At 64.2% G+C, this 21,517-nt stretch carries 23 protein-coding genes (1 of these 23 only partly in view); 11 read left to right on the forward strand and 12 right to left on the reverse strand.

Features of this window, described 5'->3' with window-relative positions; genetic code table 11:
* On the reverse strand, nucleotides 1–1,113 hold the 5' portion of the coding sequence (gene tyrS, locus CCOS191_RS24660) for a tyrosine--tRNA ligase (protein WP_046857354.1). It extends 87 nt beyond the left edge of the window; 1,113 of the gene's 1,200 nt are visible here — the first part of the coding sequence; its start codon is at nucleotides 1,111–1,113; its stop codon lies off the left edge, out of view.
* A gap of 213 nt (nucleotides 1,114–1,326) precedes the next feature.
* Between tyrS and CCOS191_RS24665 the strand changes: the two genes are divergently transcribed.
* Together CCOS191_RS24665 and CCOS191_RS24670 are read left to right on the forward strand one after the other, a co-directional pair.
* A complete protein-coding gene (locus CCOS191_RS24665; RefSeq protein WP_046857355.1) occupies nucleotides 1,327–2,742 on the forward strand; it encodes a peptidoglycan DD-metalloendopeptidase family protein in 1,416 nt (471 codons plus the stop codon).
* Nucleotides 2,743–2,746: 4 nt separating this feature from the next.
* Nucleotides 2,747–3,838 carry an anhydro-N-acetylmuramic acid kinase gene (locus CCOS191_RS24670; protein ID WP_046857356.1) on the forward strand — a complete coding sequence of 364 codons (1,092 nt, stop codon included), beginning with the start codon at nucleotides 2,747–2,749 and terminating at the stop codon, nucleotides 3,836–3,838.
* A gap of 46 nt (nucleotides 3,839–3,884) precedes the next feature.
* Here the strand turns inward: CCOS191_RS24670 and erpA are convergent, their stop codons facing one another.
* Together erpA and argC are read right to left on the reverse strand one after the other, a co-directional pair.
* Nucleotides 3,885–4,235 carry an iron-sulfur cluster insertion protein ErpA gene (erpA, locus tag CCOS191_RS24675; RefSeq protein WP_046857357.1) on the reverse strand — a complete coding sequence of 117 codons (351 nt, stop codon included), beginning with the start codon at nucleotides 4,233–4,235 and terminating at the stop codon, nucleotides 3,885–3,887.
* A gap of 145 nt (nucleotides 4,236–4,380) precedes the next feature.
* The gene (gene argC, locus CCOS191_RS24680; protein WP_046857358.1) at nucleotides 4,381–5,415 is read right to left on the reverse strand and encodes an N-acetyl-gamma-glutamyl-phosphate reductase; all 1,035 of its coding nucleotides are present in this window, start codon (nucleotides 5,413–5,415) and stop codon (nucleotides 4,381–4,383) included.
* Nucleotides 5,416–5,555: 140 nt separating this feature from the next.
* Here argC and hemJ point away from each other — a divergent pair, with 140 nt between their 5' ends.
* The 7 genes from hemJ to CCOS191_RS24715 all read left to right on the forward strand — a co-directional run bounded on the left by hemJ (nucleotide 5,556) and on the right by CCOS191_RS24715 (nucleotide 10,396).
* Nucleotides 5,556–5,981: a protoporphyrinogen oxidase HemJ gene (gene hemJ, locus CCOS191_RS24685; RefSeq protein ID WP_023629310.1), complete on the forward strand. Its 426-nt coding sequence runs from the start codon at nucleotides 5,556–5,558 to the stop codon at nucleotides 5,979–5,981.
* Nucleotides 5,982–6,011: 30 nt separating this feature from the next.
* A complete protein-coding gene (locus tag CCOS191_RS24690) occupies nucleotides 6,012–6,968 on the forward strand; it encodes an NAD(P)H-dependent flavin oxidoreductase (protein ID WP_046857359.1) in 957 nt (318 codons plus the stop codon).
* A gap of 51 nt (nucleotides 6,969–7,019) precedes the next feature.
* Nucleotides 7,020–7,802 (forward strand): SDR family NAD(P)-dependent oxidoreductase, encoded by a 783-nt coding sequence (locus CCOS191_RS24695; RefSeq protein WP_023629308.1) that lies wholly within the window; start codon nucleotides 7,020–7,022, stop codon nucleotides 7,800–7,802.
* Nucleotides 7,803–7,866: 64 nt separating this feature from the next.
* A complete protein-coding gene (locus CCOS191_RS24700) occupies nucleotides 7,867–8,205 on the forward strand; it encodes a histidine triad nucleotide-binding protein (RefSeq protein WP_011531867.1) in 339 nt (112 codons plus the stop codon).
* A gap of 66 nt (nucleotides 8,206–8,271) precedes the next feature.
* Complete coding sequence (gene coq7 / locus CCOS191_RS24705) at nucleotides 8,272–8,919, forward strand: 2-polyprenyl-3-methyl-6-methoxy-1,4-benzoquinone monooxygenase (RefSeq protein WP_023629307.1); 648 nt, start codon at nucleotides 8,272–8,274, stop codon at nucleotides 8,917–8,919.
* 11 nt (nucleotides 8,920–8,930) lie between these two features.
* Nucleotides 8,931–9,968: a hypothetical protein gene (locus CCOS191_RS24710; protein ID WP_046857360.1), complete on the forward strand. Its 1,038-nt coding sequence runs from the start codon at nucleotides 8,931–8,933 to the stop codon at nucleotides 9,966–9,968.
* Nucleotides 9,969–9,982: 14 nt separating this feature from the next.
* Nucleotides 9,983–10,396 (forward strand): hypothetical protein, encoded by a 414-nt coding sequence (locus CCOS191_RS24715; protein ID WP_231867458.1) that lies wholly within the window; start codon nucleotides 9,983–9,985, stop codon nucleotides 10,394–10,396.
* A gap of 20 nt (nucleotides 10,397–10,416) precedes the next feature.
* Here the strand turns inward: CCOS191_RS24715 and CCOS191_RS24720 are convergent, their stop codons facing one another.
* Nucleotides 10,417–10,839 (reverse strand): OsmC family protein, encoded by a 423-nt coding sequence (locus CCOS191_RS24720; protein ID WP_023532673.1) that lies wholly within the window; start codon nucleotides 10,837–10,839, stop codon nucleotides 10,417–10,419.
* A 190-nt stretch (nucleotides 10,840–11,029) separates the two neighbouring features.
* Here CCOS191_RS24720 and crp point away from each other — a divergent pair, with 190 nt between their 5' ends.
* Complete coding sequence (gene crp / locus CCOS191_RS24725; RefSeq protein WP_031314625.1) at nucleotides 11,030–11,674, forward strand: cAMP-activated global transcriptional regulator CRP; 645 nt, start codon at nucleotides 11,030–11,032, stop codon at nucleotides 11,672–11,674.
* 138 nt (nucleotides 11,675–11,812) lie between these two features.
* Here the strand turns inward: crp and CCOS191_RS24730 are convergent, their stop codons facing one another.
* The 4 genes from CCOS191_RS24730 to CCOS191_RS24745 all read right to left on the reverse strand — a co-directional run bounded on the left by CCOS191_RS24730 (nucleotide 11,813) and on the right by CCOS191_RS24745 (nucleotide 15,126).
* Entirely contained in the window at nucleotides 11,813–12,517 is a 705-nt protein-coding gene (locus tag CCOS191_RS24730; RefSeq protein WP_046857361.1) for a lipoate--protein ligase family protein, read from the reverse strand.
* Nucleotides 12,518–12,643: 126 nt separating this feature from the next.
* Nucleotides 12,644–13,477, reverse strand: coding sequence for an indole-3-glycerol phosphate synthase TrpC (trpC, locus tag CCOS191_RS24735; protein ID WP_046857362.1), 834 nt, complete (start codon nucleotides 13,475–13,477; stop codon nucleotides 12,644–12,646).
* Entirely contained in the window at nucleotides 13,474–14,523 is a 1,050-nt protein-coding gene (trpD, locus tag CCOS191_RS24740; RefSeq protein ID WP_046857363.1) for an anthranilate phosphoribosyltransferase, read from the reverse strand. Before trpD ends, trpC begins: the two co-directional genes overlap by 4 nt.
* A 9-nt stretch (nucleotides 14,524–14,532) precedes the next feature.
* On the reverse strand, nucleotides 14,533–15,126 hold the full coding sequence (locus CCOS191_RS24745) for an aminodeoxychorismate/anthranilate synthase component II (protein WP_046857364.1): 594 nt from the start codon (nucleotides 15,124–15,126) through the stop codon (nucleotides 14,533–14,535).
* Between the two features lie 373 nt (nucleotides 15,127–15,499).
* Between CCOS191_RS24745 and estP the strand changes: the two genes are divergently transcribed.
* The gene (gene estP / locus CCOS191_RS24750; RefSeq protein ID WP_046857365.1) at nucleotides 15,500–17,401 is read left to right on the forward strand and encodes an esterase EstP; all 1,902 of its coding nucleotides are present in this window, start codon (nucleotides 15,500–15,502) and stop codon (nucleotides 17,399–17,401) included.
* A 32-nt stretch (nucleotides 17,402–17,433) separates the two neighbouring features.
* Here estP and trpE read toward each other — a convergent pair whose 3' ends face one another.
* The 4 genes from trpE to CCOS191_RS24770 all read right to left on the reverse strand — a co-directional run bounded on the left by trpE (nucleotide 17,434) and on the right by CCOS191_RS24770 (nucleotide 21,513).
* Nucleotides 17,434–18,915, reverse strand: a complete 1,482-nt coding sequence (trpE, locus tag CCOS191_RS24755; protein WP_046857366.1) for an anthranilate synthase component I — start codon at nucleotides 18,913–18,915, stop codon at nucleotides 17,434–17,436.
* A 70-nt stretch (nucleotides 18,916–18,985) separates the two neighbouring features.
* On the reverse strand, nucleotides 18,986–19,804 hold the full coding sequence (locus tag CCOS191_RS24760) for a phosphoglycolate phosphatase (RefSeq protein ID WP_023630656.1): 819 nt from the start codon (nucleotides 19,802–19,804) through the stop codon (nucleotides 18,986–18,988).
* On the reverse strand, nucleotides 19,801–20,475 hold the full coding sequence (rpe, locus tag CCOS191_RS24765) for a ribulose-phosphate 3-epimerase (protein WP_031315131.1): 675 nt from the start codon (nucleotides 20,473–20,475) through the stop codon (nucleotides 19,801–19,803). Before rpe ends, CCOS191_RS24760 begins: the two co-directional genes overlap by 4 nt.
* 210 nt (nucleotides 20,476–20,685) lie before the next feature.
* Nucleotides 20,686–21,513: an ABC transporter permease gene (locus CCOS191_RS24770; RefSeq protein WP_046857367.1), complete on the reverse strand. Its 828-nt coding sequence runs from the start codon at nucleotides 21,511–21,513 to the stop codon at nucleotides 20,686–20,688.
* Nucleotides 21,514–21,517: the final 4 nt, after the last annotated feature.

Here is a 21,517-nt window from a genome sequence, read left to right on the forward strand (position 1 = left end):
GTCGACCACCGCGCCATCAACCTTCACCGCACCACCACTCAGCAGATCCCGCGCCTGCGCCGAGTTCTTCACCAGGCCAGCCCGGTTCAGCACGGCGGCGATCGGCAGATTTTCAGCAGCGGCCACTTCGATCTCCGGCAGGTCTTCTGGCAGCTCGCCTTCCTTCATGCGGTTACCCGCAGCACGGTGCGCATTGGCCGCGGCCTCTTCACCATGGAAACGCGCCACGATTTCCTCGGCCAGCTTGATCTTGATGTCACGCGGGTTGGCACCGTTCTCGACATCCGCCCGGAACTGATCGATCTCTTCCATCGAGCGGAAGCTCAGCAGCTCGAAGTAACGCCACATCAAGGTATCGGGAATCGACACAAGCTTGCTGTACATCACCCCAGGTGCTTCCTGGATGCCGACATAATTGCCCAGCGACTTGGACATCTTCTTCACGCCATCCAGCCCTTCAAGCAACGGCATGGTGACGATGTTCTGCGCCTCCTGGCCATAGGCGCGCTGCAGCTCGCGCCCCATCAGCAGGTTGAACTTCTGGTCGGTGCCACCCAGCTCGACATCGGCCTTCAAGGCGACGGAGTCGTAACCCTGCACCAGCGGATAGAGAAACTCATGGATCGCGATTGGCTGGTTGGTGGTGTAGCGCTTGTCGAAGTCATCGCGTTCGAGCATGCGCGCCACGGTGTACTGCGAGGCCAGACGAATAAAGTCGGCAGGCGTGAGCGTGTCCATCCAGGTGGAGTTGAACGCCACCTCGGTCTTCGCCGGGTCGAGAATCTTGAAGACCTGCTGCTTGTAGGTCTCGGCGTTGTCCAGCACCTGCTCGCGGGTCAGTGGCGGGCGGGTAGCGCTCTTGCCGCTGGGGTCGCCGATCATGCCGGTGAAGTCGCCGATCAGGAAGATGACCTGGTGGCCCAACTCCTGGAACTGACGCAGCTTGTTGATCAGCACCGTGTGCCCCAGGTGCAGGTCGGGCGCGGTTGGGTCGAAGCCCGCCTTGATGCGCAGCGGCTGGCCGCGCTTGAGCTTCTCCACCAGTTCCGACTCGACCAATACCTCTTCCGCACCGCGCTTGATAAGCGCCAGCTGCTCTTCAACCGACTTCATAGACAGACCCGCAACGCTAGGATTCAAGGGGAGCCAACCATACAAGATCGGCCATCAAATACAAGTTTCGCAACGGATTGTGACCCGAACGGCGCACCGCAACGTCTACGCGCCCTTGCGTGAGAATGGATTTGGTTATATTTTATACAGTTATTTCATCTTCATCATGTCATTCATCTTTTCCATTTCACCTTTTTCAAAGTCACCTTACCTATGACCAACGAAACGCCTAAAGCGCCCCCGCTTTATCCGAAAAGCCATCTGTTGGCCGCCAGCGGCATCGCCGCCCTTCTCAGTCTGGCTTTGCTGGTATTCCCGTCCAGCGAAGTGGAAGCCAAGAAAACCACCCTCAGCCTGGAGCTGGAAAGCCCGGCCGAACAGCTCAAGGACGAGTCCCGCGGCGCCCCGCTGGTACAGGCCGAGCAGAACAGCGACTCGCCCTTCGCCCAGATCGAAGGTGCAGAACCCGAAACCGCAAAGGCAGAACCCGTTCCAGCCCCTGCGACCAAACCGGAGGACAAGGCCCCGGGTCACCGCGAGGTGGTCGTCAGCCGCGGTGATACGCTCTCGACCTTGTTCAACAAGGTCGGCCTGCCTGCCAACGTCGTTCACGACGTACTGGCCAGCAACAAGCAGGCCAAGCAGTTCAGCCAGCTCAAGCATGGCCAGGTGCTGCAATTCGAGCTGGACAAGGACGGCCAGCTGGCAAGCCTGCACAGCAAGGTCAGCAACCTCGAGACCATCCGCCTGAACCGCACCGACAAGGGCTTCGCCTTCGAGCGCGAGGTCAGCAAGCCGGTGGTGCGCACCGCCTACGCCCATGGCGTGATCAAGAGCTCGCTGTCCGCCTCTGCCCAGCGCGCCGGCCTGTCCCACAGCATGACCATGGACATGGCGCGCATCCTCGGCTACGACATCGATTTCGCCCAGGACATCCGCCCGGGCGACGAATTCGACGTGGTCTACGAGCAGAAGATGATGGACGGCAAGGTGGTCGGCACCGGCAACATCCTCTCCGCCCGTTTCACCAACCGCGGCAAGACCTACACCGCCGTGCGCTACACCAACAAGCAGGGCAATACCAACTACTACACCGCCGACGGCAACAGCCTGCGCAAGGCGTTCATCCGCACCCCGGTGGATTTCGCCCGCATCAGCTCGCGGTTCTCCGCCGGCCGCAAGCACCCGATCCTCAACAAGATCCGTGCGCACAAGGGCGTGGACTACGCCGCGCCACGCGGCACGCCAATCAAGGCAGCAGGCGACGGTCGCATCGAGCTCGCCGGCCGCCGGGGCGGCTACGGCAACACCGTGATCATCGCCCACGGCAACTCGTACAAGACGCTCTATGGCCACATGCAGGGCTTCGCCAAGGGCATCAAGACCGGCTCCAGCGTCAAGCAGGGGCAGATCATCGGGTACATCGGCACCACCGGCCTTTCGACCGGCCCGCACCTGCACTACGAGTTCCAGGTCAATGGCGTGCACGTCGACCCACTGAGCCAGAAGGTGCCGATGGCCGATCCGATCGCCAAGGCCGAGCGCCAGCGCTTCAACCAGCAGAGCCAGCCCCTGATTGCCCGCATGGATCAGGAAAAGGCCACTCTGCTCGCAGCCAACAAGCGCTGAGCCCATGGCGCTCTACCTGGGGGTGATGTCCGGCACCAGCCTCGATGGCCTGGACATCGCCCTGATCGAGCAAGACGAGCAGCTGCGGCTGCTCGCCACCCACTACATCCCCATGCCCGTCGACCTGCGCCAGGACCTGCTCGGCCTCTGCGCCAGCGGCCCCGACGAGATCGCGCGTGCAGCCCTGGCAGAGAACCGCTGGGCCACGCTGGCCGCCCAGGGCATCAACCACTTGCTGGCCACCCAAGGCCTGGAACCCGAGGCCATTCGCGCCATCGGCAGCCATGGCCAGACTGTTCGCCATGAGCCGGCGCGCGGCTTCACCGTGCAGATTGGCAACCCGGCCCTGCTGGCCGAACTCACCGGCATCTGCGTGGTGGGCGACTTCCGCCGCCGCGACGTGGCGGCAGGCGGCCAGGGTGCCCCCCTGGTACCGGCATTTCACGAAGCCTTGTTCGGCCATCTTGGCCACAGCCTGGCGATCCTCAACGTAGGCGGCTTCAGCAACCTCAGCCTGATCGAGCGGGACCAACCGGTACATGGCTTCGACTGCGGGCCGGGTAATGTGTTGCTGGATGCCTGGATCGAGCGCAAGCAAGGCCAGGCCTTTGATGCCAATGGCGCCTGGGCGGCCAGCGGCTGCGTGCAGCACGATCTGTTGAAGGCGCTGCTGAGCGATCCGTTCTTCGCTGGCAGCGGCCCGAAGAGCACCGGGCGCGAGGTGTTCAACCTGCCATGGCTGGATGCCCACCTGGCCCGGCTATCCGCTTATCGCGACGAAGACGTCCAAGCCACGCTACTGGAGCTGACGGCCCACACCATCATCGAATCGCTACGCCAGGCTCAGTCAGGGACTCAAGCCCTGCTGGTCTGCGGTGGTGGCGCCCGCAACGGCGTCCTGATGGCTCGCCTGGCCGCCCTGCTGCCTGGGGCCAAGGTTGCCAGCACCGCCGCACATGGCGTGGACCCCGACTGGGTGGAGGCCATGGCCTTCGCTTGGCTGGCCCACTGTTGCCTGGAAGGCATTCCCGCCAATCGGCCCAGTGTGACCGCCGCCAGAGGCCTGCGCATCCTCGGCGCGATCTACCCCGCCTGAATGCAAAACGCCGCGCAAATGCGCGGCGTTTTTATGCCCGACCCGATCAGATCGAGAACGACGAACCGCAACCGCAGGTGGTGGTGGCGTTCGGATTCTTAATCACGAAGCGCGAGCCTTCCAGGCCCTCCTGGTAATCCACCTCGGCGCCGGCCAGGTACTGGTAGCTCATCGGGTCGACGACCAGCGCGACGCCTTCGCGCTCGACGATAGTGTCGTCATCGGCCACGTCCTCATCGAAGGTGAAGCCGTACTGGAAGCCCGAGCAACCGCCGCCGGTCACGAACACACGCAGCTTCAGCCGCTCGTTGCCCTCTTCGCTGACCAAGGTCTTCACCTTGTGCGCAGCCCCGGGGGTGAACTCCAAAGCCGTGGGGGTGAAGGATTCGACGCTCATGTTGATTCTCCCGGCGCAGTGCCGCCATAAAACTCGATGGGGCGTATTATCCGCTTGTCCGAGAAAATCGGTCAACAATTGTGCGGCTTTAGTCGGCCCCACGAAAAAGGCCCGCACGTGGCGGGCCTTGGCGACGTACGCTGGCTTACGGCAGCAGGCCCGCGTGGGACAGGCCCATGCGTTCATCCAGGCCGAACAGGATGTTGAGGTTCTGCACCGCCTGGCCCGACGCGCCCTTGACCAGGTTGTCGATCACCGACAGCACCACCACCAGGTCACCGCCCTGCGGCCGGTGCACGGCGATGCGGCAGACGTTGGCACCGCGCACGCTGCGGGTTTCCGGGTGGCTGCCGGCGGGCATCACGTCGACGAACGGTTCGTTGGCATAGCGCTTCTCGAACAGCGCCTGCAGGTCGACAGAAGTGTCGGCGACCGTCGCATAGAGCGTGGCATGGATGCCGCGGATCATCGGCGTCAGGTGCGGCACGAAGGTCAGGCCGATGTCCTTGCCGGCTGCCTGGCGCAGACCCTGGCTGATCTCCGGCAGGTGACGGTGGCCCTTGACCGCGTAGGCCTTCATGCTTTCACCAGCCTCACAGAACAGCGAGCCCACCGCGGCGCCACGCCCGGCGCCGCTGACGCCCGACTTGCAGTCGGCGATCAGGCGCGACGGATCGGCCAGGCCGGCTTCCAACAATGGCAGCAAGCCCAGCTGGGTAGCCGTCGGGTAGCAACCCGGCACCGCAATCAGGCGCGCTTGGCGGATTTTCTCGCGATTCACCTCGGGCAAGCCGTAGACCGCATCCTTGAGCAGCTCTGGAGCACCATGGGGCTGGCCGTACCACTTGCCCCACTCGACAGCGTCCTGCAGGCGGAAGTCGGCAGACAGGTCGATGACCTTGGTTCCGGCGGCCAGCAGCTCGCCGGCCAAGGCGTGGGCGACACCGTGGGGCGTGGCGAAGAACACCACATCGCAGGCCGCCAGGGTCTTGCTGTCCGGAACGCTGAACGCCAGGCCGTCGTAGTGGCCGCGCAGGTTCGGATACATGTCGGCAACCGCCACGCCCGCCTCGGAGCGCGAAGTGATGACCGCCACTTCGGCCTGTGGATGCTGCGCCAGCAGACGCAGCAGTTCGACACCGGTGTAACCCGTGCCGCCGACGATACCGACCTTGATCATGACGCTTGCCCCTTATCAACGAGACCACTGGAAAGCGCACGATAATAGGGGGCCAAGGCGCCTGTAACAACTCTTGGGATGACCCTTCGGCCCCTTGGCCTCTACTATCTGACGACCGTGAAAACCTGAAGGAACTCCCCATGCTCTATCTATGGATCAAGGCGCTGCATATCGTCAGCGTGGTCTGCTGGTTCGCCGGCCTGTTCTACCTGCCACGGCTGTTCGTCTATCACGCCCAAAGCCAGGACAGCATCAGCCTCGAGCGCTTCGTCACCATGGAGCGCAAGCTGTACCGGGGCATCATGAACCCGGCGATGATCGCCACCTATGTGTTCGGCGGCTGGATGCTGTACCTGAACCCCGGCTGGCTGAGCCAGGGCTGGCTGCACGCCAAGCTCACCCTGGTCGCGCTGCTCACCGTCTACCATCACATGTGCGGCGCCCAGCGCAAACGCTTCGCTGCCGGCACCAATACCCGCAGCCACGTGTACTACCGCTGGTTCAACGAAGCACCGGTGCTGATGCTGCTGGGCGTCGTAATTCTCGTGGTGGTCAAACCGTTCTGACGATATCCACCCGCCTACAGGAGTTTCGCCATGTCCCTGCCCGCCTCGCTCGCAAAACACCTGCGCCTGCCTCTGGTCGCGGCGCCGATGTTCCTGATCTCCAACCCCCGGCTTGTGCTGGCCTGTTGCGCCAATGGCGTGGTGGGCAGCTTCCCGGCCCTGAACCAGCGTGACAGTGCAGGGTTCAAGGCCTGGCTGGAGGAGATCGAAGCAGGGCTGGCCGAACTGCAGGCACCCGCTCCCTATGCGGTCAATCTCATCGTGCACCCGAGCAACCCGCGTCTGCAGGCCGACCTCGCACTGTGCGTCGAGCATCGGGTCCCCATCGTCATCACCAGCCTTGGCGCAGTGAAGGAGGTGGTCGACGCGGTGCACGGCTATGGCGGCCTGGTGTTCCATGACGTGACCACCCGCCGCCACGCCGAAAAGGCCGCAGAGGCAGGTGTCGACGGGCTGATCGCCGTGGCGGCCGGCGCCGGGGGCCATGCCGGCACCTGGAGCCCGTTCGCCCTGGTTGCGGAGATCCGCCAGTTCTTCGACAAGACCCTGCTGCTGGCGGGCTGCCTCAACCATGGCCACGAACTGCTGGCCGCGCAATTGCTGGGGGCGGACCTGGGCTACATGGGCACACGCTTCATCGCCACCCGCGAGAGCCAGGCCCAGGACGCCTACAAACAGATGATCCTGGGCGCAGGTGCGGCCGATATCGTGCATACCCCGGCGGTGTCCGGCATCCCCGCCAGCTTCCTGCGCCAGAGCCTCGAGCAGGCCGGGTACGACCTGGCCGCGCTCAAGAGCAACCACGAAGCCGGTAAGCTCAAGCCGCTGGACGAGGAAGCCAAGGCCTGGAAGACCGTATGGTCGGCCGGCCAGGGTGTCGGCGAAATCCATGACCTGCCCACTGCCGGTGACCTGATCGGGCGCTTGCAGGACGAATACCGAGCGGCCCTCGAACGCAGCCAGCAGCTGCGCAGCAACGCCTTGTAGCAAAACGGCCACGCTGTACACTAGGCGCCCCTTTCGCCCCAGGAGCCTTGCATGACCCGTTACGCCATGATCACTGGTGCTTCCAGCGGCCTGGGCCTGGCCCTGGCGGAGGCTCTGGCGCGGCGCGGGCGCAACCTGATCCTGGTGGCACGCCAGCGCGAAACGCTGGAGCCGGTGGCCATCGAACTCACCCAACGCTTTGGCGTGGAAGTGCTGTTCCGTGCCTGCGACCTCAGCCAACCCTTGCGCCTGTCGGGCTTCGTGCTCGAGCTGGAGGAAGGCGAGCGGCGTATCGATCTTCTGGTCAACTGCGCGGGGCAGCGCACCTACGGGCCATTCCTGGCGCATGAATGGGCCGATGAGCAGGACCTGCTCGAGGTCAACATCCTCGCGCTCAGTCGCCTGTGCCATGCGATCGGCAACCTGATGGCGATCCAGGGTGGCGGGCAGATCCTCAATGTCGCGGGACTTGCCGGCGTCGCCCCCGGCCCGTGGATGGCGGCCTACGCGGCCAGCAAGGCCTATGTGCTGAGTTTTTCCGAGGCGTTGCGCGAAGAGCTGAAACGCACCGGGATCAAGGTGTCGGTGCTGTGCCCCGGACCGGTGCGCTCAGCCAGACGTCGCATTCCCCGGCTGGAAGGCAACACCCGCTGCCTGAGCCCCGAGGAAATCGCCTTGTATGCGGTGCGCGCCCTGGACAAGAACCGTGCCCTGATCCTGCCCGGCAGGCGCAACCGCTGGCTGGCCTTCGCCCCACGCCTGCTGCCGCGCTGGCTGGCGCGCAAGCTGGCCGGTGTCATCCATCGGCGCTACTGCCCGGTCGGCATGGAATAGCCACTGGGCGAGCAGCGTCGGGCTCAGTACACTCAGCCCCGACACTCACCATGGAGCACGTGCTGTGGACGATCTATTCCTCAAAATCATCAACCGGGAAATCCCGGCGGATATCATCTACGAAGATGACCAGATCCTGGCCTTCAAGGACATTGCCCCAGCGGCACCTGTGCATTTTCTGGTTATTCCGAAAAAACACATCCGCACCCTCAACGACCTGACCGAAGAGGACAAGGCCCTGGCCGGCCATATCCTGTTCACCGCCCAGCGCCTGGCCGTCGAGCAGGGCTGCGAGGAAGGCTTCCGCGTGGTCATGAACTGCAACCCGAAAGGCGGCCAGACCGTCTACCACATCCACATGCACGTGCTTGGCCAGCGCCAGATGCACTGGCCGCCGGGCTGATCCAAGGCAAGCCCACCCAAGGGTATTGAGGTAGACTGTCGGGCATCACTTCAGCGGAGGTGCCCGATGGCTACCGAACGTCACTACTCGCCGCTCGACCGCTTGTTGCTGCAGGCCGATACCGCCATGCGCACCTTGCTGCCCTTCAGCGGCCAACCCGCCCGCCCCTCGCCGGCCATCGTCCAGCCGGACGCCGAGCTCGATGAGCAGCAGTCCCGCCATATCGCCGGCCTGATGCGCATCAACCACACCGGCGAAGTCTGCGCCCAGGCGCTGTACCAGGGCCAGGCCCTGACCGCCAAGCTGCCCCAGGTGCGCAAGGCCATGGAGCATGCGGCCGAAGAAGAAATCGACCACCTGGCCTGGTGCGAGCAGCGTATTCGCCAGCTCAACAGCCACCCCAGCGTGCTCAACCCGGTGTTCTACGGCCTGTCGTTCGGCATCGGCGCCCTCGCCGGGCTGGTCAGCGACAAGGTCAGCCTGGGCTTCGTCGCAGCCACCGAGCATCAGGTGTGCAAGCACCTGGACGAACACCTTGAGCAGATCCCCGAGAACGACGGCAAGTCCCGCGCCATCCTCGAACAGATGCGCGTCGACGAGGAACACCATGCCGAGTCCGCGCTGGAAGCCGGCGGCTACCGCTTCCCGGCGCCAGTGCGCTTTGGCATGAGCCTGCTGGCCAAGGTCATGACCAAGAGCACCTACCGTATCTGAGGTTTCCCCGCATGGACCGCTTCGACGCCAGGGACCTGGCTCGCGCCGTGACTGCCGGCATCCTGCAGCCCGGCCAAGACCAGGCCCTGCTGGCGTTCCTGCGCCAGCAACCGCCCAGCCGTGCCAGCTTCCAGCTGGCCCACGTCGCCTTCTACCTGGGCGCGCTGCTGATCATGGGCGCCATGGGCTGGATGCTCACCGAGGCCTGGATGCGCATCGGCGACAGCGCGCTGCTGGCTTTCGCCTTGCTGTATATCGTCGGTATCACCCTGTTCGCCCTCTCCCTGCAGCGTCGCGCCCAACCCATTGCCGCCGGCGTGCTGGCCGCCGTGGCCGTGAGCATCGTGCCGCTGGCGGTGTTCGCCATCGAGCGCTTGGTCGGCTGGTGGCCGCTGAACGACATCAGAGGTGGCTACGACTGGTACTTCACCCATGTACAGGGTGGCTGGGTGGTGATGGAGCTGGCGACGGTACTCGCCGGCCTGCTGATGCTGCGCCTGATTCCCTTCCCTTTCATCGTCATGCCGATTGCCGTGGCGCTGTGGTTCATGTCCATGGACCTCAGCGAATGGTTCCACGGTGAGGTATTCACCTGGGAACAACGGCGCACGGTATCGCTGTGGTTCGGCCTTGGCCTGCTGCTGGTGTTCCTCGTTGTCGACGGGCGCACCAAGCGCGACTATGCATTCTGGGGTTATCTCGCCGGGCTGGCGGCATTCTGGGGCGGGTTGACGCTGATGGACAGCAGCAGTGAATGGGGCAATTTCCTCTACTGCCTGGTCAACCTGGGACTGATGGGCCTGGCGGTGTTGCTGCGCCGGCCGGTATTCATGGTCTTCGGCGCGATGGGCGTGGCGGTCTACCTCGGGCATCTTTCCCACGAGGTGTTCGCCGATTCGCTGTTGTTCCCGGTGGTACTCAGCTTGATCGGCCTGGGTGTGATCGCCTTGGGCGTGCTCTACCAGAAACGCCGCGAGGCAATGAGCGAGCAGCTTCGAGCAAGATTGCCCGCCGGCCTGTTGCAGTGGCTGCCAGCGCTGCGTCGTTGATCGTGCGATTGGCGATGACCCGATTGCTGCAGAGCCTGGCGCTGGCCCTGGTCGCCTACCTGTTCGTCTGCCTGATGCTCGCCAGCGTCGGGCAAGATCCTTTCAGCCTGGAACTGCCAACGCTCACCGACCCCGAAAGCAACAGCACCGTCGAACTGTTGCTGGGTACATTACCCGGGCAACTGCTGTTCCTGCTGCTCGGTGGCTTTGTTGTCAGCCGCCGGTTGCTGGTCGGCACGTTCGTACTGGCCGGCATCATCACGGCGTGGCTGCAGTGCGCGCTGTTTGCCGAGCTCTTCGGCACCACCTGGAGCAACCTTGAAATCCTCATGTTGCTCGGCGTGAATACGCCGTGGCTGTTGCTCGCGCTGGTCCCCGGGCTGATGTTGCTGCTGGGCGCCGAACGCCTGCGCCAGCAAAGCGCCTGACGGTCAGGCGCCAGGGGCTTTCAACCGAGCTCGACGATTTCGTAACCGTGGGTGATCTCCACACCGGCACGCTCGAGCATGATCGACGCCGAGCAGTACTTCTCGGCCGACAGTTCCACTGCGCGCTTGACCTGCGCCTCTTTCAGCCCTCGCCCTTTGACCACGAAGTTCATGTGGATCTTGGTGAACACCTTGGGGTCTTCACCGGCACGCTCGGCTTCGAGGAAGGCTTCGCAGCTTTCCACGGCCTGGCGGGATTTCTTGAGGATGCTGACCACGTCGAAGCTGCTGCAGCCACCCAGGCCAAGCAGGAGCATTTCCATCGGGCGCACGCCCAGGTTGCGGCCTCCGGCTTCGGGCGGGCCGTCCATGACCACGACGTGGCCACTCCCCGACTCGCCAAGGAACATCGCTTCACCGGCCCACTGGATGCGTGCCTTCATCTATCCGGACTCCCGATCTCGTAAAAGGGTGTCAGCTTAGACCTTGCGAGGCTGTCGGAAAAGCTCAAGCCGCGTCGCTTTTGTGCCGATTCAAGTTGAAGTGTCTGATAAGCTGGCGCCAAATGACTGGCGCGTGCTGCCAGGCAGCCTCTATAAAAAGCCAATGCGTCGCATCGAACAGGATTTCGTGATGGTCTCCTCAGCCCTGCCACCCAAGATCAAGAACATCGACAAGCTGCTGGCCCACTGCCAACGCCGCCGCTACGCCGCCAAGAGCAACATCATCTGCGCCGGTGACCGGGCCGAGACCTTGTCGTTCATCATCAAGGGTTCGGTGACCATCCTGATCGAGGACGACGACGGCCACGAGATGATCATCGCCTACCTCAACAGCGGTGACTTCTTCGGCGAGCTGGGGCTGTTCGAACCCGCCGGCCAGGAGCATCAGCGCAGCGCCTGGGTCCGTGCCAAGACCGAGTGCGAAGTGGCCGAGATCGGTTACGACAAGTTCCGGGAGCTGGCGCGTCTGGAGCCGGACATCCTCTACGCCCTGGGTAGCCAGATGGCCCAGCGCCTGCGCAACACCACACGCAAGGTCGGCGACCTGGCGTTCTTCGACGTCACCGGCCGCGTCGCCCGCTGCCTGCTCGACCTGTGCAAGCAGCCTGATGCCATGACCCACCCCGATGGCATGCAGATCAAGATCACTCGCCAGGAGATCGGTCGTATCGTCGGTTGTTCACGGGAGATGGTCGGCCGCGTCCTCAAGGACCTCGAGGAACGCAGCCTGGTGCAGGTCAAGGGTAAGACCATGGTGGTCTACGGCACCCGCTAGGCTCTGTACGTAATGTATCTGCACTCGCCCATACTGCGTTGAAACGGGGCTCGGAATGCTCATGTACTCCAGTACACTCCGCTTCCTCCCCCCGTTTCGCCTTGTCTGGCCTTCGCGCAGACACATTTCGTACAGACCCTAGTCCGTAGGTAGCGCCGCGAGCACCTGCGCATAAGCTTGGTTCAGACGCTCGAACCACGGCGCGGCGGGCGCCACTTCGTGCAGGGCGATATGGCTGTCGGCCCGGCAGCGCTGCTCCAGGTCACAGCACTCGTTGAAGCGATTGACCGCCGCCACCATCGACTCGCGCTCGTTGTCCAGCAGCAACGCTCCATGTACCAGCACCACCGGGCGCTTGCCGCCCAGCCCCTGGCGCCAGCGCTGGGCCGTGCCGACCAGCTTGCGGCCATTGAGATTGACGTTGTAGCGGCCATCACAGAAGGCGCCGTCGATCTCGCCCACCGAGGCGACTCCGCCCCATTCGCGCAGGACATCGCACAGCGGCAGGCACAGACGCTCGTAGGCGTTCTCGATGCGACCATGGTCGCCTTCGCTGCGCGGCGCGGCATAGACCAGTGCCACGTTCACCGTTGCATGGGATTGCGGCACAGGCTCGCCGCCGGTTTCGCGCAGCAGCACCGGCCAACCGGCAATGGCCAGTTCCGCGCAGGCGGCCTCGAAGTTGTCCAGGCGGCTCATGCGTCGGGGCATGACCAGGGCATGGTCGGTCGGGCGCCAGAACAGCACGCCAGATTCGCGCTCGCCGCGGCACACGGCGGCCAGCAGGTCCTGTTCGGCATGCAGGCCTTGTTCGACGGTGAGTGCCAGGGGTTGATCGGTCATTGATCCACCTTTGATGTGATGTTCACCGGCCTCATCGCGGGGCAAGCCCGCTCCCACGCTGGGACGGTGCCGCAATGAGGCCCTCGAATACGAAAAAGCCGGCAAAAACGCCGGCTTTCGGTTCGATCAGTCCAGTTGCTGAACGGTCTTCTTCACTTGCTCGGGGAAGAACAACCGCTGCAGCTCCAGCCCTGGCTGTTCCGCGCGCATGAACGCCTCGCCGACCAGGAAGGAATACACCTCGTTGATTTCCATCAGCTCGACATCGGCCCGGTTGAGGATGCCGCTTTCGGTAATCGCCAGACGGTCACGCGGGATGCGCGGCAGCAGGTCGAGGGTGGTCTCCAGGCTGACCTCGAAGGTGTGCAGGTTGCGGTTGTTGACCCCGACCAGCGGTGTGTCGAGGGTCTTCAACGCACGCTCCAGTTCATCGCCATCATGCACTTCGACCAGCACGTCGAGACCGACGTCCTTGGCCGTGGCTGCCAGCTCGGCCATTTTCACGTCATCCAGCGCTGACACGATCAACAGCACGCAGTCGGCACCCAGGGCACGGGCCTCGACGATCTGATAAGGATCGACCATGAAGTCCTTGCGGATCACCGGCAGCGAAACGGCGGCACGCGCCTGCTGCAGGTAGATGTCAGCGCCCTGGAAGTAGTCCACGTCGGTCAGCACCGACAGGCAGGTCGCGCCACCCTTCTCGTAGCTGACGGCAATTTCCGCCGGCACGAAGTTTTCGCGGATCACGCCCTTGCTCGGCGAAGCCTTCTTGATTTCAGCGATGACCGCCGGCTGCTTGCGCCTGGCCTGCTCGATCAGGGCATTGGCAAAGCCACGCGGGGCATCGGCCGCCTTGGCCAGGCGCTCGAGCTCACCCAGGCTGACCCGCGCACTGCGCTCGGCCACTTCCTGGAACTTGCGGGCGATGATCCTTTCCAGCACCGTCGGTACACTCATGCTTCGTTCTCCACCTTGAATACCGCGGTAAAGGCGCCCAGTTCCTGGAGTTTTTCCCAGGCCAAGCCGGTGTGCAGGACATCGTGGGCCAACTCGACACCCTGGGCCAGGGTCATCGCGTGATCTGCGGCATACAGCGCCGCGCCAGCGTTGAGCACGATCATCTCGGCGGCCTTCTGGCCGTTCTCGGTCTTGCGCCGGCCCAGGGCATCGCGGATCAGTTCCAGCGAGGCCTGCGGGCCGTCGACCGCCAGGCCATGGAGGCTCTGGCTCTTCATGCCGAGGTCCTCCGGCTCGACCCAATACTCGGTGATCTGGTCGTTCTTCAGCTCAGCGACAAAGGTTGGCGCAGCCAGGCTGAACTCGTCCAGGCCATCCTTGGAGTGCACCACCAGCACATGCTTGCTGCCCATGCGCTGCAGCACTTCGGCCAATGGGCGGCACAGGGCCTGGGTGAACACGCCGACCACCTGGTGCTTCACACCGGCCGGATTCGTAAGCGGGCCGAGCATGTTGAACAAGGTACGCAGCCCCAGCTCGCGACGCGGGCCGGCGGCGTGCTTCATCGCGGTATGGTGGGTCTGGGCGAACATGAAGCCGATGCCGAGGCTGTCGATGCAGCGGGCCACCTGCACCGGGGTCAGGTTCAGGTAGATGCCGGCAGCTTCCAGCAGGTCGGCGCTGCCGCTCTTGCCGGAAACGGCGCGGTTGCCGTGCTTGGCCACCGTGCAGCCCGCAGCCGCCAGCACGAAGGCCGAGGCGGTGGACACGTTGAAGATGTTGGCGCCGTCGCCGCCAGTGCCGACGATGTCGACCACGCCGTCGAGGGTCTTGAGCTCGACCTTGTCGGCCAGCTCACGCATCACCGACACCGCGCCGACGATCTCGTCGATGCTCTCGCTCTTCATGCGCATGCCCATGAGGAAGGCGCCGATCTGCGCCTCGCTGCACTGGCCGGTCATGATCTGGCGCATGACGTCGCGCATTTCCTCGGTGGACAGGTCCAGGTGGCCGACAATGCGGCTCAAAGCGGTCTTGATTTCCATGATCGGTCCTTAACGGCGTCCGCCGGTCTGCTTGAGGAAGTTGGCGAACAGCTCGTGCCCCTGCTCGGTGAGGATGGATTCCGGGTGGAACTGTACCCCCTCCACGTTCAGGGTTTTATGACGCAGGCCCATGATCTCGTCGACGGAGCCGTCTTCATGCGCGGTCCAGGCGGTCACTTCCAGGCAGTCGGGCAACGTGTCGCGCTTGACCACCAACGAGTGGTAGCGGGTTACGGTGAGCGGATTGTTCAGGCCAGCGAACACACCCAGGTCGCGGTGGAACACCGGGCTGGTCTTGCCGTGCATCACCTGGCGGGCACGCACCACGTCACCGCCATAGGCCTGGCCGATGGACTGGTGGCCCAGGCACACGCCGAGGATTGGCAGCTTGCCGGCAAAGTGCAGGATGGCCTCGATGGACACACCGGCCTCGCTCGGCGTGCAGGGGCCCGGAGAGACGACGATGCGTTCGGGGTTCAGGGCTTCGATCTGGGCGATGGTCATTTCGTCATTGCGAATGACCTTGACCTCGGCACCGAGCTCGCCGAGGTACTGCACGACGTTGTAGGTGAAGGAGTCGTAATTGTCGATCATCAGTAACATCTGGAACGAACCTCTTGAATACTGACTTTTGATTCGAGCCTTCCCTGCTGCCATGGGCGCGGGAAAAATCCGCGGTGAGCGGCGGTTAAAGCGAAGGGAAGGCAAACAGGAGCGGGCCGGGCATGCCGGCAAGAGATAAAGTCAGGCGCGCCAACGCCAACGGGCGACGGCCTTGATAACGCGCATCAAGAGTTTGCTGACGATCAACACGGGGTAGGTCTCGTTCATACGTCAGGGCACAGTAGCCTACCGGGGCGACGGGCGCAATACGCCCGTAAACACTGGGAAACCAATGCGATGGTGGGCGAAGACCGGCGATTTGCTAAGGTCATGCGGCTTGCTTCGATAAAAACAACGAAAAGGATATTCATGCATGCGCAAGACTCCCTTCCTGTACTCCGCCCTCGGCATCCTCGCCCTGGCTTGCAGCCAGGCGATGGCCGGCCCCTCCCCTTATTCATCGCTCATCGTCTTTGGCGACAGCCTCAGTGATGCCGGGCAGTTTCCCGACCTGACCGGCGGCACGCCAGGCATGCGTTTCACCAACCGCGATGCCGATGGCAACTACGCGCCCGTCTCGCCGATGATCCTGGGGGGCAGGCTGGGCTTTTCGGGAACTGCCCTGGGACCATCGACATCACTCAGCAACCAGTTGCAAGGCACGCCCGACGGCAACAACTGGGCCGTGGGCGGCTACACCACCCAGCAGATCCTCGACTCGATCACCGACACTTCAAAAGCCGTCATCCCGCCCGGGCGCCCTGGCGCGGGGGCGGTCCTGCGCGAGCGTGACGGTTACCTGGCCAACGGCCTGCGCGCCGACCCCAATGCCCTGTACTACCTGACCGGTGGCGGCAACGACTTCCTCCAGGGCCTGGTCAACAGCCCCGCTACCGCAGCCGCAGCTGGCGCCCGCCTGGCGGCCAGCGCCCAGGCGCTGCAACAGGGCGGAGCGCGCTACATCATGGTCTGGCTGCTGCCAGACCTGGGACAGACACCGAACTTCAGCGGCACGCCCCAGCAAGGACCGCTGTCGCAGCTGTCCGGCGTGTTCAACCAGTCATTGGTCAGCCAGCTCGGGCAGATCGATGCCGAGATCATTCCGCTCAACATCCCCACCCTGCTGCAGGAGGCCCTCACCAGCCCCGCCCAGTTCGGCCTGGCCGCCGACCAGAACCTGGTCGGCACCTGCTACAGCGGCGACGGCTGCGTGGGCAATCCGGTCTATGGGCTGAATGGTACTACCCCGGACCCGACCCGGCTGCTGTTCAACGACTCGGTGCACCCGACCATCGCCGGCCAGCAACTGATCGCCGACTATGCCTATTCGATCCTGGCCGCGCCGTGGGAGCTGACCCTGCTCCCGGAAATCGCCCACGCCAGTATCCGCGCCCACCAGGATGAACTGCGCAACCAGTGGCAAACACCCTGGCAGGCCATCGGTCAATGGCAGGCTTTCGTCGCCACCGGCGGCCAGGACCTGGACTTCGGCAGCCAGCGCAGCGCCGCCAGTGGTGACGGGCGCGGCTACAACCTGACCCTCGGCGGCAGCTACCGGCTCGACGACGCCTGGCGCGTGGGGCTGGCGGCCGGTGTGTACCGGCAAAAGCTCGAGGCGGGCCAGGATGACTCGGACTACAAGCTCGACAGCTACCTGGCCAGCGCCTTCGCCCAGTTCCGCCAGGATCGCTGGTGGGCTGATGCGGCATTGACCGCCGGGCACCTGGATTACCGCGACCTCAAGCGCACCTTCGCCCTGGGTGTGAACGACCGCAGCGAGAAAGGCGACACCGATGGCGAGGCCTGGGCCGTCACCGGCCGGGTGGGCTACAACCTGGCGCCCGAGAGCAGCCACTGGCAACTGGCGCCGTTCATCAGTGCCGACTATGCGCGGGTCAAGGTCGATGGCTACGACGAGAAGAGCGGCCGCTCCACGGCGCTCGGTTTCGACGACCAGGAACGTACGTCGCGCCGGCTCGGAGCCGGCCTGCTGGGTAGCGTGCAAGTGCTGCCGACGACAAAGCTGTTTGCCGAGGTGGCCCGCGAGCATGAGTTCGAGGATGACCAGCAGAACCTGCGCATGCACCTGACCAGCCTGCCGGCAAACGACTTCACCCTCACCGGCTATACACCGCACAGCAACCTGACGCGGGCCAGCCTGGGGGTGAGCCATGAACTGGTGCCGGGGTTGAACCTGCGGGGGAACTACAACTGGCGCAAAAGTGATGAGTTGCGCCAGCAGGGGGTGAGCGTGGCGTTGAGTCTGGACTTCTGATTTGTCGGGGCCGCGTTGCGGCCCCGATCAACCTACTTGGAGCAGGTCTGCTCGGCCAGCGCCACCGCACGGAACATCGCCCGGCGCTTGTTGATGGTCTCTTCCCACTCCAGCGCCGGCACCGAGTCGGCGACAATGCCGCCACCGGCCTGCACATGCAGTTCGCCGTCCTTGATCACCGCGGTGCGGATGGCGATGGCGGTATCCATGTTGCCGTTCCAGGCAAAATAGCCCACCGCGCCACCGTAGACACCACGCTTGACCGGTTCGAGCTCGTCGATGATTTCCATCGCACGGATCTTCGGCGCGCCCGACAGGGTACCGGCCGGCAGGATCGCCCGCAGTGCGTCCATGGCGGTCAGGCCTTCCCGCAGCTGACCAGTGACGTTGGACACGATATGCATGACGTTCGAGTAACGCTCGATCACCATCTTCTCGGTCAGGCGCACACTGCCGGTGGACGATACACGGCCCACGTCGTTGCGGCCCAGGTCGATCAGCATCAGGTGCTCAGCGATTTCCTTGTCGTCCGACAGCAGGTCGTCTTCAAGCGCGCGGTCGGCTTCTTCGGTGGCGCCACGTGGGCGGGTACCGGCGATCGGGCGCACGGTCACCAGGTTGTCTTCCACCCGCACCAGCACCTCGGGCGAGCTGCCGACCACATGGAAGTCACCGAAATTGAAGAAGTACATGTACGGCGTCGGGTTGAAGCAACGCAGCGCCCGGTAAAGGTCGATGGGCGCGGCCTTGAAGTCGATGGACATGCGCTGGGACGGCACCACCTGCATGCAGTCACCGGCCAGGATGTATTCCTTGATCCGGCCCACCGCGCTTTCGTAGTCGTCACGGGTGTAGCTGGAACGGAACTCGGGCTCGGCCGCCTGCGGCCCGCTCAAGTCCAGGCCGCGGCGCGGGGTGATCGGCTGGCGGAGGGTGTCCAGCAAACCTTGCAGGCGGGCCTGGCCCTGCTCGAACGCTTGTTCTTCGGCTGGATCGACCAGCACGATCGCATGCATCTTGCCGGCCAGGTTGTCGAACACCACCACCGCGTCGGAGACCATCAGCAGGATATCCGGCACGCCCAGCGGATCGGGGTTCGGGCAGGCGCCCAGGCGTTTTTCCACGTAGCGCACGCAGTCGTAGCCGAAGTAACCGACCAGGCCACCATTGAAGCGCGGCAAGCCTGGGATGTCGGCGACCTTGTAACGGTCCTTGAACGCCTCGACGAAAGCCAGCGGGTCTTCGACGTCGTGGCTTTCCACCTCGACGCCATCCTGCAGGATGGTCACATGGTAGCCATGCACACGCATGACGGTGCGCGACGGCAGGCCGATCATCGAGTAGCGGCCCCATTTCTCGCCACCTTGCACGGACTCGAGCAGGTAGGAGTTGGGCTGGTCAGCCAGTTTCAGGTAGATCGACAGCGGCGTGTCGAAGTCAGCCAGGGTTTCGCAGGCCAGGGGGATGCGGTTGTAGCCGGCAGCGGCCAGGCGCAGGAATTCTTCGCGGGTCATGTGTAGCCTCGGGGCAAGCAGCAATGGGGGCGGGCAAATGGATGTACCGGCAGGCGCCGGCGGGCGGGAGTCAGGCGCGCCAGCGCCAGCGGGCCAGGGCCTTGATGACTTTCATCCAGAATTTGCCAGTAACCACCACGTCGTTGTCTCTGCTTTGCGGGGCTTGAAGGTCCGCCAACGTTATCCCAGTGTCGGTGACTAAGCAACCGGGCAGCAGCAGGCGCAGGTCGCTGAGCACCAGGCTGGGTGACTCCTCGTCGATGGGGCGGCCATGGTTGTAGCCATAGCTCAGGCCGACGCACTGCACCCCCGCGGCCTTGGCGGCCAGCACGTCGCTGCGCGAGTCGCCGACGAACAGCGCCTGCTCGGCGCTGACGCCGGCCATTTTCATCACAAACAGCAGCGCTGCAGGGTCAGGTTTCTTCTGTGGCAGGGTGTCGCCGCCGATGATCCAGCGGAAGTAGCGCCCGATCTTCATCTGGTCGAGCAAGGGGGCAACGAAGCGTTCGGGCTTGTTGGTGATCAGCGCCATCTCCACACCCTGCTTGCGCAACCAGCGCAGGGTGTCGCGCACGCCGGGGTAGACCACGGTGAGTTCATGGTTGTCGGCATAGGCCTCCATGAACAGCGCCAGCGCGCGCTCGGCCAGCTCGTCGTCCACCGCGGCGTGGTCGATACCACCGGCCAGGGCCCGGCGCACCAGCACCTGGGCGCCGTTACCCACCCAGTGGCGCACGGCCTCAAGGCCAGCAGGCGGTCGCCCGAGTTCGAGCAGCGTGCGGTCGACGGCTGCGGCCAGGTCGGGTACCGAATCGATCAGGGTGCCATCCAGATCGAACATCACCAGCCTGGGCAGTGTCCCCGGGAACAGCTGCTCGAAGCCGCTCATGCGCGTGCCAGCGCCATTTCGGCACGCATCTTGTCGATGACTTCCTTGTAGTCCGGGGCATTGAAGATTGCCGAGCCGGCGACGAAGGTGTCAGCGCCGGCAGCGGTGATCTCGCGGATGTTGTTGACGTTCACGCCACCGTCGATCTCCAGGCGGATGTCACGACCGCTGGCGTCGATCAGGGCACGGGCTTCGCGCAGCTTGTCGAGGGTGCCGGGGATGAACTTCTGGCCGCCGAAGCCTGGGTTGACGCTCATCAGCAGGACCATGTCGATCTTGTCCATCACGTACTTCAGCGCATCCAGGCTGGTGGCCGGGTTGAACACCAGGCCAGCCTTGCAGCCGCCGTCCTTGATGAGTTGCAGCGAACGGTCGATGTGCTGCGAGGCTTCCGGGTGGAAGGTGATGTAGGTGGCGCCGGCCTCGATGAAGTCACCGATGATACGGTCGACCGGGCTGACCATCAGGTGCACGTCGATGGGTGCGGTCACGCCGTACTTGCGCAGGGCACTGCAGACCATCGGACCGATGGTCAGGTTGGGCACGTAGTGGTTGTCCATGACATCGAAGTGGACGATGTCGGCCCCGGCGGCCAGGACCTTGTCGACGTCCTCGCCCAGGCGGGCGAAGTCGGCGGACAGAATGGAGGGGGCAATAGCGTAGGGCTGCATGGCGCACCTGTTGGGCAGAATCACGGTGGCGCGCATTGTAACTCAGGGAAGCGGATCGGGGCTGATTGGTATCAACGCCGGCGCGGCAGATGGTCGAACGGATGGCGTGGGAGCAGGCTTGCCCCGCGATTGCGATCGTGAATTCGATATGCCATCGCGGGGCAAGTCGGGTCGCCGCATCGCCGCTCCCACGTCACCCGCGTCGAAGATTCAACCTGGCTGCTGGGTCCTCAGTTTCTCACTGCGCCCGCGCAACCACTCCAGGGTCAGCAGCAGAATCACCGAGAAGGCGATCAACAAGGTGGCCGCCGCGGCGATGGTCGGGCTCAGGTTTTCGCGGATGCCACTGAACATCTGCCGTGGCAGGGTCGCCTGCCCAGGCCCGGCAAGGAACAGGGTCACCACCACCTCATCGAACGACGTGGCGAAGGCGAACAGCGCGCCGGAGATCACCCCGGGGGCGATCAACGGCAGGGTCACCCGACGAAAGGCCAGCAGAGGCGAGGCCCCAAGGCTCGCCGCCGCGCGCACCAGGTTGTAGTTGAACCCCTGCAGCGTAGCCGACACGGTGATGATCACGAACGGCACACCCAGCACCGCATGCACCAGGATCAGCGAGGTGAAGCTGTTACCCATGCCCAACGGCGCGAAGAACAGGTAGCTGGCCACGCCAATGATCACAACCGGCACCACCATCGGCGAGATCACCAGCGCCATCACCAGCGACTTGCCGGGGAAGTCGCCACGGGTCAGGCCGATGGCCGCCAGGGTGCCGAACACCATGGCCAGCAGCGTGGCTGCCGGGGCAACGATGATGCTGTTCTTCAGGGCGCGCATCCATTCGGCGGAGGCGAAGAAGTCCTGGTACCAGTGCAACGAGAAGCCTTGCAGGGGATAGACCAGGAAGCTCCCGCTGTTGAACGACAACGGGATGATTACCAGCACCGGCAACACCAGGAACAGCAGGATCAGGCCGCACAGGATGCGCAGGCTGTAGAACCACACCCGCTCCACGGGCGACATGTAAGGGCTCAGCATGACA

The organism is Pseudomonas sp. CCOS 191 (genome assembly GCF_001007005.1).
GTDB classification, from domain to species: Bacteria; Pseudomonadota; Gammaproteobacteria; order Pseudomonadales; family Pseudomonadaceae; genus Aquipseudomonas; species Aquipseudomonas soli.

Coding starts and splice junctions, on each gene's coding strand:
- coq7 (WP_023629307.1), top strand. CDS start 8,272: ATGGCTACCGAACGTCACTACTCGCCGCTCGACCGCTTGTTGCTGCAG.
- CCOS191_RS24695 (WP_023629308.1), top strand. CDS start 7,020: ATGACCCGTTACGCCATGATCACTGGTGCTTCCAGCGGCCTGGGCCTG.
- estP (WP_046857365.1), top strand. CDS start 15,500: ATGCGCAAGACTCCCTTCCTGTACTCCGCCCTCGGCATCCTCGCCCTG.
- CCOS191_RS24760 (WP_023630656.1), bottom strand. CDS start 19,804: ATGAGCGGCTTCGAGCAGCTGTTCCCGGGGACACTGCCCAGGCTGGTG.
- argC (WP_046857358.1), bottom strand. CDS start 5,415: ATGATCAAGGTCGGTATCGTCGGCGGCACGGGTTACACCGGTGTCGAA.
- CCOS191_RS24665 (WP_046857355.1), top strand. CDS start 1,327: ATGACCAACGAAACGCCTAAAGCGCCCCCGCTTTATCCGAAAAGCCAT.
- CCOS191_RS24710 (WP_046857360.1), top strand. CDS start 8,931: ATGGACCGCTTCGACGCCAGGGACCTGGCTCGCGCCGTGACTGCCGGC.
- CCOS191_RS24715 (WP_231867458.1), top strand. CDS start 9,983: ATGACCCGATTGCTGCAGAGCCTGGCGCTGGCCCTGGTCGCCTACCTG.
- hemJ (WP_023629310.1), top strand. CDS start 5,556: ATGCTCTATCTATGGATCAAGGCGCTGCATATCGTCAGCGTGGTCTGC.
- trpC (WP_046857362.1), bottom strand. CDS start 13,477: ATGAGTGTACCGACGGTGCTGGAAAGGATCATCGCCCGCAAGTTCCAG.
- crp (WP_031314625.1), top strand. CDS start 11,030: ATGGTCTCCTCAGCCCTGCCACCCAAGATCAAGAACATCGACAAGCTG.
- CCOS191_RS24720 (WP_023532673.1), bottom strand. CDS start 10,839: ATGAAGGCACGCATCCAGTGGGCCGGTGAAGCGATGTTCCTTGGCGAG.
- CCOS191_RS24690 (WP_046857359.1), top strand. CDS start 6,012: ATGTCCCTGCCCGCCTCGCTCGCAAAACACCTGCGCCTGCCTCTGGTC.
- trpE (WP_046857366.1), bottom strand. CDS start 18,915: ATGACCCGCGAAGAATTCCTGCGCCTGGCCGCTGCCGGCTACAACCGC.
- CCOS191_RS24745 (WP_046857364.1), bottom strand. CDS start 15,126: ATGTTACTGATGATCGACAATTACGACTCCTTCACCTACAACGTCGTG.
- CCOS191_RS24670 (WP_046857356.1), top strand. CDS start 2,747: ATGGCGCTCTACCTGGGGGTGATGTCCGGCACCAGCCTCGATGGCCTG.
- erpA (WP_046857357.1), bottom strand. CDS start 4,235: ATGAGCGTCGAATCCTTCACCCCCACGGCTTTGGAGTTCACCCCCGGG.
- CCOS191_RS24770 (WP_046857367.1), bottom strand. CDS start 21,513: ATGCTGAGCCCTTACATGTCGCCCGTGGAGCGGGTGTGGTTCTACAGC.
- rpe (WP_031315131.1), bottom strand. CDS start 20,475: ATGCAGCCCTACGCTATTGCCCCCTCCATTCTGTCCGCCGACTTCGCC.
- trpD (WP_046857363.1), bottom strand. CDS start 14,523: ATGGAAATCAAGACCGCTTTGAGCCGCATTGTCGGCCACCTGGACCTG.
- CCOS191_RS24730 (WP_046857361.1), bottom strand. CDS start 12,517: ATGACCGATCAACCCCTGGCACTCACCGTCGAACAAGGCCTGCATGCC.